The sequence below is a fragment of the Mycoplasma zalophidermidis genome (genome assembly GCF_018913985.1).
GTDB lineage: Bacteria > Bacillota_I > Bacilli_A > Mycoplasmatales > Metamycoplasmataceae > Mycoplasmopsis > Mycoplasmopsis zalophidermidis.
This window is the reverse complement of the sequence record NZ_JAHMHK010000002.1, coordinates 51,978-66,130: the sequence shown is the minus strand read 5'-3', so window position 1 is coordinate 66,130 and position 14,153 is coordinate 51,978. Positions and strand designations below refer to the sequence as shown.

General features: G+C 30.0%; 13 protein-coding genes. 3 read left to right on the top strand and 10 right to left on the bottom strand.

The genetic code is table 4. The features are described from left to right. Position 1: 1 nt before the first annotated feature. From mnmA to KQ878_RS01950, 5 genes are all read right to left on the bottom strand, one after another. Entirely contained in the window at positions 2-1,123 is a 1,122-nt protein-coding gene (gene mnmA / locus KQ878_RS01970; protein ID WP_216505543.1) for a tRNA 2-thiouridine(34) synthase MnmA, read from the bottom strand. A gap of 46 nt (positions 1,124-1,169) precedes the next feature. After that, complete coding sequence (locus KQ878_RS01965) at positions 1,170-1,472, bottom strand: MMB_0454 family protein (RefSeq protein ID WP_216505542.1); 303 nt, start codon at positions 1,470-1,472, stop codon at positions 1,170-1,172. Next, positions 1,472-2,035: an elongation factor P gene (gene efp / locus KQ878_RS01960; RefSeq protein ID WP_216505541.1), complete on the bottom strand. Its 564-nt coding sequence runs from the start codon at positions 2,033-2,035 to the stop codon at positions 1,472-1,474. The genes KQ878_RS01965 and efp overlap by 1 nt, the downstream gene beginning before the upstream one ends. A gap of 110 nt (positions 2,036-2,145) precedes the next feature. Then, positions 2,146-2,886: a glycerol-3-phosphate 1-O-acyltransferase PlsY gene (gene plsY, locus KQ878_RS01955; RefSeq protein WP_216505540.1), complete on the bottom strand. Its 741-nt coding sequence runs from the start codon at positions 2,884-2,886 to the stop codon at positions 2,146-2,148. Further along, positions 2,886-3,902, bottom strand: coding sequence for a nicotinate phosphoribosyltransferase (locus KQ878_RS01950; protein ID WP_216505539.1), 1,017 nt, complete (start codon positions 3,900-3,902; stop codon positions 2,886-2,888). The genes plsY and KQ878_RS01950 overlap by 1 nt, the downstream gene beginning before the upstream one ends. Before the next feature lie 234 nt (positions 3,903-4,136). Between KQ878_RS01950 and KQ878_RS01945 the strand changes: the two genes are divergently transcribed. Further along, positions 4,137-4,964, top strand: a complete 828-nt coding sequence (locus KQ878_RS01945) for an HAD hydrolase family protein (protein ID WP_216505538.1) — start codon at positions 4,137-4,139, stop codon at positions 4,962-4,964. A gap of 43 nt (positions 4,965-5,007) precedes the next feature. On the opposite strand, the gene KQ878_RS01940 is transcribed toward KQ878_RS01945, so the two are convergent. From KQ878_RS01940 to lepA, 3 genes are all read right to left on the bottom strand, one after another. Beyond that, positions 5,008-5,676 carry a LemA family protein gene (locus tag KQ878_RS01940; RefSeq protein ID WP_216505537.1) on the bottom strand — a complete coding sequence of 223 codons (669 nt, stop codon included), beginning with the start codon at positions 5,674-5,676 and terminating at the stop codon, positions 5,008-5,010. Positions 5,677-5,706: 30 nt separating this feature from the next. Then, on the bottom strand, positions 5,707-7,524 hold the full coding sequence (locus KQ878_RS01935) for an MAG1210 family protein (RefSeq protein ID WP_216505536.1): 1,818 nt from the start codon (positions 7,522-7,524) through the stop codon (positions 5,707-5,709). 90 nt (positions 7,525-7,614) lie between these two features. Beyond that, positions 7,615-9,408 carry a translation elongation factor 4 gene (gene lepA, locus KQ878_RS01930; protein WP_216505535.1) on the bottom strand — a complete coding sequence of 598 codons (1,794 nt, stop codon included), beginning with the start codon at positions 9,406-9,408 and terminating at the stop codon, positions 7,615-7,617. 82 nt (positions 9,409-9,490) lie between these two features. Between lepA and KQ878_RS01925 the strand changes: the two genes are divergently transcribed. Next, positions 9,491-10,219 carry a phosphotransferase gene (locus KQ878_RS01925; protein ID WP_216567829.1) on the top strand — a complete coding sequence of 243 codons (729 nt, stop codon included), beginning with the start codon at positions 9,491-9,493 and terminating at the stop codon, positions 10,217-10,219. Between the two features lie 14 nt (positions 10,220-10,233). Beyond that, a complete protein-coding gene (locus tag KQ878_RS01920) occupies positions 10,234-10,824 on the top strand; it encodes a hypothetical protein (RefSeq protein WP_216505533.1) in 591 nt (196 codons plus the stop codon). A 79-nt stretch (positions 10,825-10,903) separates the two neighbouring features. On the opposite strand, the gene KQ878_RS01915 is transcribed toward KQ878_RS01920, so the two are convergent. Then, the gene (locus KQ878_RS01915) at positions 10,904-11,578 is read right to left on the bottom strand and encodes a hypothetical protein (RefSeq protein ID WP_216567828.1); all 675 of its coding nucleotides are present in this window, start codon (positions 11,576-11,578) and stop codon (positions 10,904-10,906) included. A 79-nt stretch (positions 11,579-11,657) separates the two neighbouring features. After that, positions 11,658-14,087 carry a hypothetical protein gene (locus tag KQ878_RS01910; RefSeq protein WP_216567827.1) on the bottom strand — a complete coding sequence of 810 codons (2,430 nt, stop codon included), beginning with the start codon at positions 14,085-14,087 and terminating at the stop codon, positions 11,658-11,660. Positions 14,088-14,153 lie beyond the last annotated feature (66 nt).

Below are 14,153 nucleotides of genomic sequence, written 5' to 3'. Positions count from 1 at the left end.
CCTATACGTAGTTTTTTTCAATATTATTTAAATAAATTTTTTCAATTGTTGCTCCACCCAAACATTTATCGCCATCATAAATAACAACTTGTTGACCAGGGGTGACTGCTTGAGATTTGGAAGGGTAAAAAACTTTTATTTCTTTATTGGGTAATAATTCAATAGATACCGGAATATCTTGTTGTCTATATCTGAATTTGGCAGTTAAATTTAATGGATTATATTCTTCATTGTTAAGTGTAAGTCCGCTTGCTAATAGTGAATCTGATTCTAAATATGAGATGTCACTGGCTGGAGCCACATACAAAATATTTTCTTTAACATTATGACCACATACATAGTGCGGTTCGGTCATTCCACCAAGATTTAGTCCTTTACGTTGACCTAGTGTGTAATAATAACATCCATCATGTCTGCCCACCACTTTATTAGTTTTGATTTCAACTATATTTCCAGGCTGTGCCGGTATATAGTTTTGAAGGAACATGGTGAAATTTCGTTCCCCAATAAAACATATTCCTGTCGAATCTTTTTTATTAGCGGTTGCTAAACCAAGTTCGGTTGCTATTTCACGAATTTGTAATTTCTCGAAGTCGGCTAGTGGCATCAACACTTTTGATAGTTGTTGATTAGTAAGTTGAGCCAAAAAATATGTTTGGTCTTTATTTTTGTCTTTGGCCCTAAATAAATGTCCATTTTCAACCTTTGCATAATGCCCCATCGCAATAAAATCGGCTTTTAGTACATTGAATGCATAGTCCGCAAAAGCTTTAAATTTAATAAATTTGTTACATAAAATATCTGGATTTGGTGTACGCCCTTTTTTGTATTCTTCGATAAAATTTTCGAACACATTGTCTCAATATTCGCGAACAAAATCAACTCTATGCAGTTTTATACCTAGTTTATCAGCAACTTTTAATGCATCTTGAAAATCTTGTTCCTGAGGACATATATCTTTCGAAATATTTTCATTTCCCAAAAAATCATTGTTTACAAAAGAATCTCAATTCCTCATAAATAAACCTTCAACAGCGTAACCTTGATCAAGTAATAACTTTGCCGCAACCGAAGAATCAACACCACCAGACATTCCCAATATAACTTTGTTTCTTTTTTTCATAATCCCCCTAAAAATAAAGCCAACCACATTGAGTGGTTGGTTGTAATTAGTAATTACCTGTAAAACACACTCTTAGATTTTGTGGTTTTATATCTATTAAACTTTCAAAACGAGTTTGAAATTCCTTTGAAAATTGTTCAATAATCTCGCCTAAATTTTTGTTTCTTTTAATCTTAATGTCAATAATAAAAGAAGCATTAGAGAAGTCTTTATTGAATATAATTCTTGGAGACCCGTCTAATTTCAAAAAATTTATATCGTCAGCACATTGTTGAATTAGTTGTTGCAATGTTTCTTCTGATACAGAGTAACTTTGCCCTAATCCTAAAGAAACGGTTATAAAATTCATTATTTATTTCCTTTGCCTAGGTATTTACCAGTTTCTGTTGAGATAGAAATAAAATCGCCTTGTTTAATAAACATTGGAGTGTCTAATTCAAAACCTGTTTCAACCTTAACTCTTTTTTGTGGGTTTGTCGTTGTATTTCCTTTTACAGCGTCTGGTGCCTCAATTACTTCTAAGGTAACTGATGATTCTAGTTCGATGTCAAGGATTTCTTCCTCAAATTTTCTAATTTTTACTGAAGACCCTTCTTTTAAAAAGTTCATTTCTCACTCAACGTGACTCAATGGAATTTCTACTTGTTCATATGTTTCGTTATCCATTAAAATTAAGTTTTCCCCGTCTGAATATAGGTAATTCATTGGACGTTTGTCAATATGGGCTTTTTTAATCATTGTTCCACCAGTGTAAGATTTGATGGTAATTGCTCCAGTTCTTAAGTTTTTGACTTTTGCTTTAACGTTTGCTTGACCACGTCCTTGTTTTGAATGCTGTGCTTCTATAACGACAAAGATTTCACCTTCGTCTTCAAATGTAATTCCACCTTTAAATGTATTTACGTTAATCATTGTTATCTCCTAATTAATTACTATTAAATATATGTATCTATTTTAATATAAAAACAGTTTTTGCTTATAAAAATAAAAATCAACACTAAAAAAAATGTTTAAAGTGTTGATTATTTTTTTAATTGAAGTTGTGATTCAGTGCCACTAATAAGTCTTTTTATATTACTTCTGTGAAGATAAATAATTAAGATGGAAGCGATTAGGAAATATACGGCTGATACAAATCAATAAGGTTGTAAACATTGAGGGGAAATGCAATTTGATAAATTAATAAAATTCAATCAATAACCAGTTATTCCCTGACTGAATCATGGAATAAAAACCAATGGAGCAATAATACCGGCAGTCAATAATGAACCTAATGAAACTTTTCTAGAAATGATAACAGTTGCAAAAAATACAACGAAGGCAATCAATCATAAAACTGGGTTAATACTTAAGATGAAAGCAGAAGAGCAAGCGACACCTTTGCCACCTTTGAATTTAAAGAAAATTGGGAAGCAGTGACCCAAAATTACTCCTAAGCCAATTGACTGCGGACTCATTCAATGTGTTGCAGAAAAATCACGAAAAAGATGGTTTTGTAGGGTCGCGAAAATTAAGCTTGGGATTAAAACTTTCATAAAGTCGATAATAAAAACAATTAATGCAAATTTTTTGCCATAAGTTCTTAATGAATTGGTTGCCCCGGCATTTTGCGAAAAGTGATTTCTAACATCATCGTTTCTTAATTTTTTGCTTAAGATAATTGCTGTATTAAACGAACCAATTATGTAACCAAATATCAATAGGGCGAGATTTAAGGCGATTATACTAAGCCACACAATCAGCGCTTTAGGATAATTAATCATTAATTTTGTCCTTTGAATTTAATTAATTTATCATTATTTCTATATCCGCGACCTTCTTTAGCTTCTCTGTGATTGTTTAACATAGTTGCATCAGCTGAGAATGAAGCATATGGTCTAAAAATGCTTTGACCAACACCGTAAGCATCTACTGGTGCATTTTCTGCTTCGAACTTAGTGATTTTTTCAGCGTTGAAACCACTTGATACAACAATTTTAACGTGTTTAGCACCAGCTTGGTCTAGAGCTATTCTCAATCTCTTAATTTGTTCAGGGTTGACTCCATAAAATTCTGGATTGTCAGGTTCGTTGTCAAACATATGGTCCTTCATGTTTTTTGAAGTATCTATTCTTACGCCTCACAGGTGTTTTCCTATTGTTTTATATGAATCAAGTGCTTCGCGTATAACATTGTTGTGATAATCAACCAAAGAAATAATTTTATCTTCTGGAAACATTTCAGAATATGCTTTCATAGCAGCACTGGTATCGCCAGCAAAATTTTGAATTAAGCAATGAGGAACCGAACCGAATACATTTTGAGAGTCCACAACATTTTGAGCTTCTGTTGACATAGACGTGCAGCCGGCTAGATACGCAGCCTTGCCATCAATTTCTTGCATCATTCAGTGGTCTGCGCGATCCCCCATAAATATTACGTCTTTACCTTTTGCAGCCAATACGCAATTACGCATGTTTGTTGCAAGTGTCGAAGAACGAGTTAAAATTCCATCTATCATCCCTTCATATTTACCGAAAAGTTGATAATTTCCAACTAGTTCAAGTACAATCTCAAGATTATTTACTATTGATCCTTCTGGGAGATATTTAATTGTGTATTTTGACGTATCTGTGTTATTTTTCAGTAGTTCTAGCACTTCGTCCATACCACCTAAAAGAACATTATCTCTACGTTGGAAAAATTGCATACGAATAATGTTATTCGGATTGTATTTTTCGATTATTTTTTCTGTTTTATGAAAATAATTCGAAATATATTTATCGTATTTATTGCTCATATTATTCTCCTATCTATATTAATATTAAGTTGCTAAATTTTACCACGACAAATAGTAAAGTTTTATTTTTAATTTAAATAATTAAGAAGACATAAATTAATGTTTTTGTTGTTAGTTTTATTATAGGATTGTAATTTTTTTCATAAATACACATATTACAGTATTTTAGGAAAAATAAATAGACTTAGTAAACTAGTTATAAATCATTATTAAAATATGGTTTATAATAATTAAATGAAAATAAACAAAGATATTAATCCATGCGCCTATTTTTTAGATTTAGATGGTACTTTTTTTGATCAACCTGATGCGAATTATCCGGCCTCTGATTTTAATATCTCTGTCGCTAAAAAAATAAACAATTATAAACCCGTTATTGTTTCAACCGGCAGAAAAAATAATAAATTTTTGAGAGAATTAATGAAGAAAATTAATGCTCCTTTTACTATATGTTCAGTTGGAGCTCAAATTATCGATAATAAAGGTAAAACTGTTTGAAAAGCAACAATTGGCGCCGACGACAAACAAAAGATAATGAGTGAGTTTCAAAAACTGGGTTTATTCATTTTTGTTAACGATACTGAATATTTATATTGTTCAAGTAACAACAACCCATTGTTCATCCGTTCATGAGCGTCGCAAATTCCCAGATTAAACTATGACAAAATTCCATACGAAGAGGAAGTGTTTAAGTATTTAGTATTTGGACTTGAAAGAGATGTGATGGCTTTACAACTCGAAAAATGAAGAAATAAGTACCCTTCATTAAGTTTTCATCTTGTTTCAAAAGGATACTCTATTGAGATTACCCATAAATCAGCAACCAAAGGGAAGGCGGCACAGTATATTTGTAAATTATTGGGGCTAGACATTAAAACTGCCATGCACATTGGCGATTCAGGAAATGACGTAACAGCTAAACCCGAAATAGGATATTTAATGGCTGTTGCTAATTCGATGGATGAAATTAAAAGAATTGCAGATTTTGTATCAAATCATGATTACAAAAATGGTGGAGTTGGTAAAATTATGTCAGAAATAGAGCATTTGGAAAATCAATAAAAAAATGAGCAAAATTTAAATTGCTCATTTTTGTTTGCTTAAATTAAGCGAAGAAGTCTTTTCTAGCATCCGCTTTAGTTTGAGCACTAGCAATAAAAGGAATTCTCGTTGTGTAGTTATTTCTCGATGCAACAATCATTTTAGCAGGCCATTCATTTACTGATCTATTTCATTGATATACTGAGTCATTGTAGATTTCTCTGGCAGCAGTAATTTCCTTTTGTAAGTACGAGTTTTGTTGCAACGCATCTCTTAAAGCTCCGTGTGCTTGTAATTCAGGGTAATTTTCAAGTTGAACGTTAATTGCTCCAATTGTTTGGTCAATTGAACTTGCAAAGTTTGATCTATTTTCTTCAGTTGGTTTCATACCTGAACGATATAAAGCTACTGACTTCATAACATCTTTATCTAGGTCGATTGATTTAGAAACTATTGAAGCAATGTTAGTCATAATGACAACTCTTTGTTCTAAATAGTTATCAATTTGCGAAGCATTATGTTGAATTTTTTGTTCAACTTGTGCTAAATAATTTTTAGCTTTAATTTTTACAAACAAGAATATAAGCCCTGGGATGATTCCTAAAACTCACAGAATAATTTCAAATATTACTGAACCTGCTCCTGTTTTTATAGGTAATTTTTTGTTAATTACGTTAACATCGTGACCTTGTTCAAGAATAGGTCCTTCCATTTCGTCTAATTGATTTGACATATGTCCTCCTTCTAGTGGTTAAATTATATATTAATTTAATATTTTGATAATAGAACCGAATGATAGAAAAACATCTTTGTCTTCGATATTTGTATCAAAACCTAACGAACCATTATTTACTGATTCATAAATTTCTTTTTTGTATTCATCAATATCTATTGGATAGTTTTGTATTTTTTTAATTAGAATATCTGTTTCTTTAGAAATTGGTATATATTCATCTCAAGGTACGGGAACCATGTGATGGCGTCCATCACCACCTCTAACAGATACATAATCAACTCTTTGTTTAATTTTAAAACTACTAGATTCTACTTTAACTTGTTCTGTATCATTTCCGTTATCTGAAACATAACTTGTTTTCAAAATTGATTGAGTCTGTGTACTTGGGTGATCAAAAACAGCTCTTGGTAAATATGATATTTGATGTTCGTATTCGTATTCGTTTAAATTGTAATCAATTTTATCATTATATATATATTCGACAGCTTTTGTTTGCTGAAAAATTGGTATTGAAAAATAAGGAGCAAAACTAAAGTAAAGTGTTTTGAAGTATTCATGGTTAACTTTAATAAATAATTCTTTAATGTTATCATAATCAAACATGCGGAATAATGATACATCTTCATTTAGAATTTCACCTGTTAAGTGGTCAAACTGAAATAGGTTTAACTTTCCGTATTTTCCATAATACATATCATCGCCATAACCATGTTTTTTGTCGGTTAATAACTTAACAATGTTTTGCTGAGCAAGAGGAGTGAATAATAATCTAAATTGCTGCTCATGGTTTCGATCTGTGGAACCAAAACAAGCTTCAAATTTTGTGTTAGCCAAGGCAGTAAATTTAGGATTGTCATTCATAATTTTTTTCAATACATTATCATATTTTTTGACGTATTTAGCTATTTGCGAATCTGATTCGTTATTAATGTTATTTGCATTTCTGGTGAAATGTAGGTCAGGGGCAGCTTGTGAACCTATATAAATATAAGTTTTGTGCCAATATTCAGGGAAAGGTTTGATAACTCTTGCAACAAGTGTTTCGCTGCGGTGTACAGCAACACGCTTCCCGTTAGAATCGTAAGAATACTCAGTTCATGAAATAAGCAAAGTTCCTGTGTATGTTTTAGTACCCATTTCATGTAATAACCTTGACGAAATAACGAAAGGGTTGCCATAAATTGTTCCCGATTGAATTCTTTCATGCATTTGGTTGTGATTTGTATCGCCTTTAAAATCATAGTTTTGAGCTAATGAACGCAATCTACCAAGATTTAAATGGCGATCCATTTGTAAAATTGGCATAGTTTTTTTAAATAATTTAATTTTATAACCCGGTCTGATTAGGTTTAATAGAGGATTTATTTGACTAAAGGCCTCATTTATAAGTTCTTCTCTCTCTGATTCTAATTTATGTTTTGTTAATTCGGCTGAATTAATATGTTTCTTTATTACTAATGCTTGTATAACGCTTAAACCGGTGATTAATAATACAGAAATTAATATTAGGGCTGTGCAAATTAGTATATTTTCAGTGGAAATTTCATTATCATTCATACCTTTATAAACTAGGGTGAATATGGTTCCTACCAATACCACACAGGCCAAAGTAATAAATATTATATTAAATACTTTAGCGATTCATAGTTTGCTTAGTTTATTTTTTCATTTATTTATTAATTCTTCTTTTTTGTAAATCTTATCTGCTGTTGCACGGTTCGCGTTGACATCTATGTTTGATTTTTCTGTTAATTCCTTAAAGAAATTTTCAACATTTTCCGTATGTTTATTTTTATATGATTCATATTCATCAAGTGGTTGATCAATCGATATTGTTGGTATCATTTTACTCCTTATTTTAGTAACTTAAATTATATCTTAATTATTATATATTGATTAAGGAACTCCAATAAAAAACGGAGCGTAACCACTCCATTAATTGTCGATATTTGTTTTCAATATTTTAAGAAACGCTTCTTGCGGAACTTCAACAGAACCCAGCATTTTCATACGTTTCTTACCCTCTTTTTGTTTCTTTAGTAGTTTTTGACGACGAGTGACGTCTCCACCATAAAGTTTAGCTGTAACATCCTTACGATAAGCTTTAATAGTTTCTCTAGCAATAATTTTTCCTCCAATAGCTGCTTGAACAGGTACTTCAAAGTTTTGTCTTGGAATAGCATCCTTAAGTTTTTGACAAAGATCTCTAGCTCTTGAATATGCGTTGTCACGATGTGTGATAATTGTGAAGGCATCAATCTTGTCACCGTTTAATAAAACATCAACTTTTACTAAGTCTGTTTCTTTATAACCAAATAAATCATATTCGAATGAGGCGTAACCTTTTGTTGAACTTTTTAATCGGTCAAAAAAGTCAACAACAATTTCAGCTAATGGCATTTCATAAGTAATTTTGCTTCTGTTACCATCTAGTGATTCCATATCGCGATAGATTCCTCTTTTGCCTTGACATAGTTCCATAACATTCCCGATATAGCTATCAGGTACGATAATTGTTGAATAAATATATGGTTCCTCAATTCTATCTATAAATGTTCTATCAGGTAGAAATGCAGGATTAGAAACCATTTCTAATGTTCCATCAGTACGATAAACTTTATATTCAACAGATGGAGATGTAGCAATAACACCAATATTGTATTCACGATTTAAACGTTCTTGAAGTATTTCCATATGCAGCATACCGAGAAATCCAACTCTAAATCCAAAACCTAATGCCCGAGATGTTTCTTGTTCTCATGAAATAGAACTATCGCTCAATGCAATTTTCTCTAGACTTTCTTTTAATTCCATATAATCGCGTGTGTCAACTGGGTAAAATCCCGTAAAAACAACCGGTTGTTTCTTTTTGTAACCAGGCAACGGTTTTTCCGCCGGGTTTTCTTCTAAGGTTATAGTATCACCAACACTTACATCTCTTGCATCTCTAATTGTGGCAGCAACTCATCCAACCTCACCAGCTTCTAGATAATCTTTTTTAACTTCGCGAGGTGATTTTACCCCTAATTCAGAAACTTGATTAATACGCCCTGAAGACATAAATTTAATTTTGTCATTACGCCTTAATTTACCTTGCACAATTCTAACTAACATTACAACTCCACGATATTCGTCAAAATATGAGTCGAAAATTAGTGCTTTCAAAGGTTTTGAATCATCTGCTTCAGAGGGTGCAGGTATGTATTTTTCAATAGCTTCAAGTACTTGTTCACAGTTCAATCCGGTTTTAGCAGATATACAAACTGCATTGTCAGTTGGTAGTCCAATTACTCTTTCAATCTCAGCCTTTGTTCTTTCGATGTCCGCAGATGGTAAGTCAATTTTGTTTATTATTGGAATAATTGTTAAGTTATTTTCAAGAGCTAAATAGACATTGGCTAATGTTTGTGCTTCAATACCTTGTGTTGCATCAACAATTAATAATGCACCTTCAGTAGCGGCTAAAGAACGTGAGACTTCATAGGTAAAATCGACATGGCCTGGTGTGTCAATAAGATGGAAAATATAATCTTTGTACTTTATTTGTACCGCGTTCAACTTAATTGTAATTCCTCTTTCTCTTTCTAGGTCCATTGTGTCTAGGGTTTGTTCCTCCAATTCACGTTGGCTAACTGTTTGAGTAAGTTCCAAAATTCTATCAGCTAAAGTACTTTTGCCGTGGTCGATATGGGCAATGATTGAAAAATTTCTAATTTTTGTTTTGTCCATTATTTGCTCTCCTTATAATATATGTATTAAATTTTATAATAAAATGCAAAAAATACAATAAATTCCATTTAAAAGGAGAATTATGAAAACAGAAATTACAACTGGACATACCAACATTTCTTATCGAATCGGTGATGAATTTGTTCAAGAAAAGCAATTTAATGGCTTCAATCACAAAATTGATTACCACATATTAAGTAAATTTAATTTTGTTCCTAAACTTATTGAAAATAAGCTAGATATTATAAAATGAGAATTCATTGAAGGTAAACAACCAACACTTGATTTCTCAAACATTGAACTTATTGCTCAACAAGTAAAACAAATCCATGATTCAAAATTAAGTTTTCCTAAATCTAATCACGCTGCGAGAGTAAAAGAATATCGCAGAATATTAAAACAAAAAAACCGCAGTGTTCCTGTTTTGGAAGAATATTATCGCTGTGTGAATTTGACGCTATCTAAAATGGATAAAACAACTCCGTTGCACAATGACCTATGACCATTTAATATGATTCAGACTAATGGCAAAATATTCTTTGTTGACTGGGAATACTCGACCCTGGGAGATAAACATTTTGAATTGGCATATATTATTGAAGCAGGTAATTTAAGGGGTGATTTAGAAACAAAATTTCTAAATGCTTATGGAAATTACAATTATATTCATCTATTGCGTCATAAGATTTTAGTAAATTATTTGGTTGTTTTGTGGGTGCAAACTCAAACAAAACCTCCATTTAATACTGAAGAATATGAAAAAAGAATTTATAATTATGGTAATGAATTAAAGAAATTAACAAATTCTTAAAACACGGAGGTAGTGTGAAAAAATTAAAATTAAGTAAAATAATTTACTTTTCAGTTGTGATGTTGCTGCTAATGGTTTTTTTGTTTATTATGCAGTTAAAAGAAATTGCAAACATTAATAAAGGTAACTATTTTAATTGAACAAATTCAGAAAATGTTACTTTGTATTTTGTATCTATTAAATGGTTTATGGCCGGTTTTATCTCTAATATTAAAAGATTATCAGATTGATTACAGGAACCTATGAATAGCGGGATGAATTCAAGCAAAGTTGTGATTTACTATTTTGGAGTAGCTTGTGGCGCTATTTTGTCTGTATTGCTTAGCATTTGAACTATAGTAGTATTTATTATGGCTTTATTTTCAATATTCCAAAAAAGTTTCATTTTAGCACCGATTGTATTGCTATTTATTGTTGTGGCAGGAGGTATTATTGTAAGTATTTTCTTGAATGGATTATTTAGTAAGTATATAAATAATGATGAAGTAAATAGATATTTAAATATACCATTTGTTGTATTGCCAATTATAGATGTTGTTATAATAGTTTTAAGTTCTATTGCTTCTATACATCATAAAAGAAAAAATAAAAATAATCTAGATTAAAAAAATAGTAACCGCTGAATGGTTGCTATTTTTATACTCATTTTACAATTGAATTAGCAAATCGAAAAATGATTAATCACTATAGGTTTAATTTGTTAAATTTATTAATAATATCGTCAATCTTTTCACTAAATGTTTTTTTGAAAGATTCAAATTCATTAGTTAGTTCATCTGGTTTTTTATCTATATTAATATTTTTAATAAATGTTAAATATTCTTCAAGCAATGAGGAAATGAGATCATAATTATGTCCAAGATAAGTATAAAACATAAATTCTAACAAACAATAATTTGTATCGTTGTGATTATTAGGATTAATTTCACGGATGAATGCTTGAATTTTATCGTGAAAACTAGGCTCCGAAGTTAGTATTATTTTTTCAAAGAATTCTCAGTAGAAACTTTTTTGAGTAGAAATTAATGATTGTATGCTCTTACAATATTGTTTGTTTTCTATTTTTAAGGTATCAAATTTCGATATCTTATCTATATGGAAAATATTATTAATTTGATATGGATGGAGATTTAAATTAAATTCGTGCTTATATATCTCTACATAAATTTGATTTAATTTTGATAAAAATGATTGAGCTTTATCGTTTAAATCGGGACCCATAGATATGACGGTTTTCCCACGGTTTTCATGTATTGTTATATTTCTATCAATTTTTTTCAAGAGATTTAACTTATTATCAGTATCATCATCGAGTATTAATTTATATCCTGAGACATTGTTATTAAAATTAATTCTCAATCGGCCCTTACCTCAATCAATGAAAGTGCAAAGATTAGTGTTAATGTTATTTTTTAAATTAGAATGTAGTTCGATAAAATTAACGTATATTTCTAGCTTGCAATTCTAATGAGAGTGCTTCAATCACTATTCTTCCTTTTTCATTTAGTATTTTAAAAAATTCTTCATCGCTTATATTATCAAGTGCTTTCAACCTTAATGAAAACTCTAGTGAATATTTAGAATCAAGAGAACTTCTTAATTCTTTAAATATCGCATCTTTTTTTATTCTTAATTTATCTGCAACATTTCTAAAGTAGGTTTCTTCATCTAAAAATTCTAAAATATCATTAATTTCCTTTTCAAAACTGTCAATATAAGAATTATCAGAATCTATCGGCATTCCGATAATTTTCCCGAGGAAAGAAGAGGTTATGCGAGATAAATCTAAGTCTTCTATACTTTCACGTTTAGCTATATTTCCTAATGAGCTAAAGTGATTTATGTTTTCTAGAATTATTTTTTGAACACTTGTTATGCTATTTCGAATTAAATCATTAGCGTTATTAATAGATCTTTCTTTCATCTTGAAAAATTTGTATGAAAACCGTGTTGGGTTTAGTGACAACAATAAATCATTCGAGATAAATCTAATCAGATTTTCTAAATCATAGATATTTAATTTAGTTTCTTCTTTCGAAGATCATGTTTGATGATACTTATCTAAAATATCGAAAGAACTTGGATTCGCTTCAATTTCATTTATTAATTTACGTAATTCGTTTTTATCAGTATATATGTTGTTTACAGATTTGGATTCACACTCATTTAGTAACGCGTTTAACTCATTTAAGATTATTTGTATTTTACTATGGTAAGGTTTATAGGGTTCTTCATCATTATCCTTCGTAAATAGAGAATATTTTGCAATAAAATCAAAAATTTTATTATTTTTTATATTTGATATCAGTTGGTCATAATTTATTTCATTCAACATTGCAGCTGACATCATGTTTCAAAAATCAGCTAAAAATTTTATTAGATTTTCGCGTGTCAAGTTTAAGTTTTTGGCGAAGGGATATTTTTCAATATTTTTAATAAGATTGATCAATTCTCTTTTACTGACAACTTCCATGGCTCCCATATCGGGCCCAAATGAAAAAACCATACCTAAAAAATTTGTTAATAACATGTCAGCTTCTGTGTAAGATCTTACTATTAGTTCCTGTATTGATTCTTGATGGAAATCAATATAGATTTTTTGTACGTTCTTAAATCATGATGTAAGTTTACTTAAATCAAAACCTTTATCATTTAATTGGTTACGAATTTTTGTTATTTCATTGTTGTCTATAGTTTTTTGATTTTTTCTAATTTTAATACTGATTAAATTATTTGTGTCTTTTTCACTTAAAATGGTTCTGATAGTATTAAAAATAATTTCTTCTTCTGGTGAAGATTCATCTATATATTGATTTTCAATTAGATATGTTAATATTGCCTCGACTGCTAAGTTCAAATTATTTATTTGTTCGGCGGAAATTATTTTGCTTAAATAAGGATTATAGTGAAACATGTAATTTTGACGGTTTAATTTATTTTGTTTTGTCCCCAATACAGATTCAATATTATTATAAAAAACTGATGCGTATTTTCGAGGGTGTCAACTGAATTTCTTTGGATTATTTTCCTTAAAATCCATAACTCTTAAGAATTTCAAAATTTCAGAAATGCTCTTAATATAATTGAATTGATTTGTGTTCTCACTATCTTTAACTTGATCGACGATAAATTTAAATTCATCATTTCTTTTTCAAATTGCATTTTCATTTGTAATTTGTTCATTGAGGTACCCTGATTTTGAATATAACTCATTTAGTAATCGAGAAGAAAATGCTGAAATATAAATGTATTGACCATAAAATTCTTTCTGTTTGGGAGTGATGTTTTGCGGGTTAGTGTTTAGATACTTAAATAATTCATATTTAATAATCATTTCCGCTTTTGCTTTAATTAAAAACTCACGAGTTTTTTTATCTCAATCTTTGCTGGGATCAGGAATATAAAAAGCAAAATTTTCGGAGCCTCTTCCTACAACAGGCATTGAGTTTGCTAACATATTAATTGGCATTACTCGGTATTTATTCGAAGAATTTTTTTTCTTTGCTTCTAACACAACTTTATCTATTTGGGATTGGTTTTTGAGATCGATAGTCAACTGAGATATGTAATTATTCTTGTCAACCATATTTATGTTTTTTAAATTAGTAATTTCTTCTTCTGCTTTTTTTAATGAATTTTGCTTATTTATATTGTTAATTTGTAAAAAATAGCGGTATTTTTCGCTACGCAAATCGTTGGTTTTAAGTTTGTTTATTTCTTTTTGCGCATATTCCTTATTTTCAAGAAAATTTAAATTCTTAATATCAAATCTATTTAAAATGGTTGTAGATGCTAGAATTGCCGAAAATGCTGTTACTGTCGTTGTGGCCAATATTAACCCAATTCCGAATGCATGTTTTTTTGACATATTAATTACCTTTCATAAATTTACTGTTATTTTTTTGTTTTTTAAAATTATTTATTTTCGAACTTA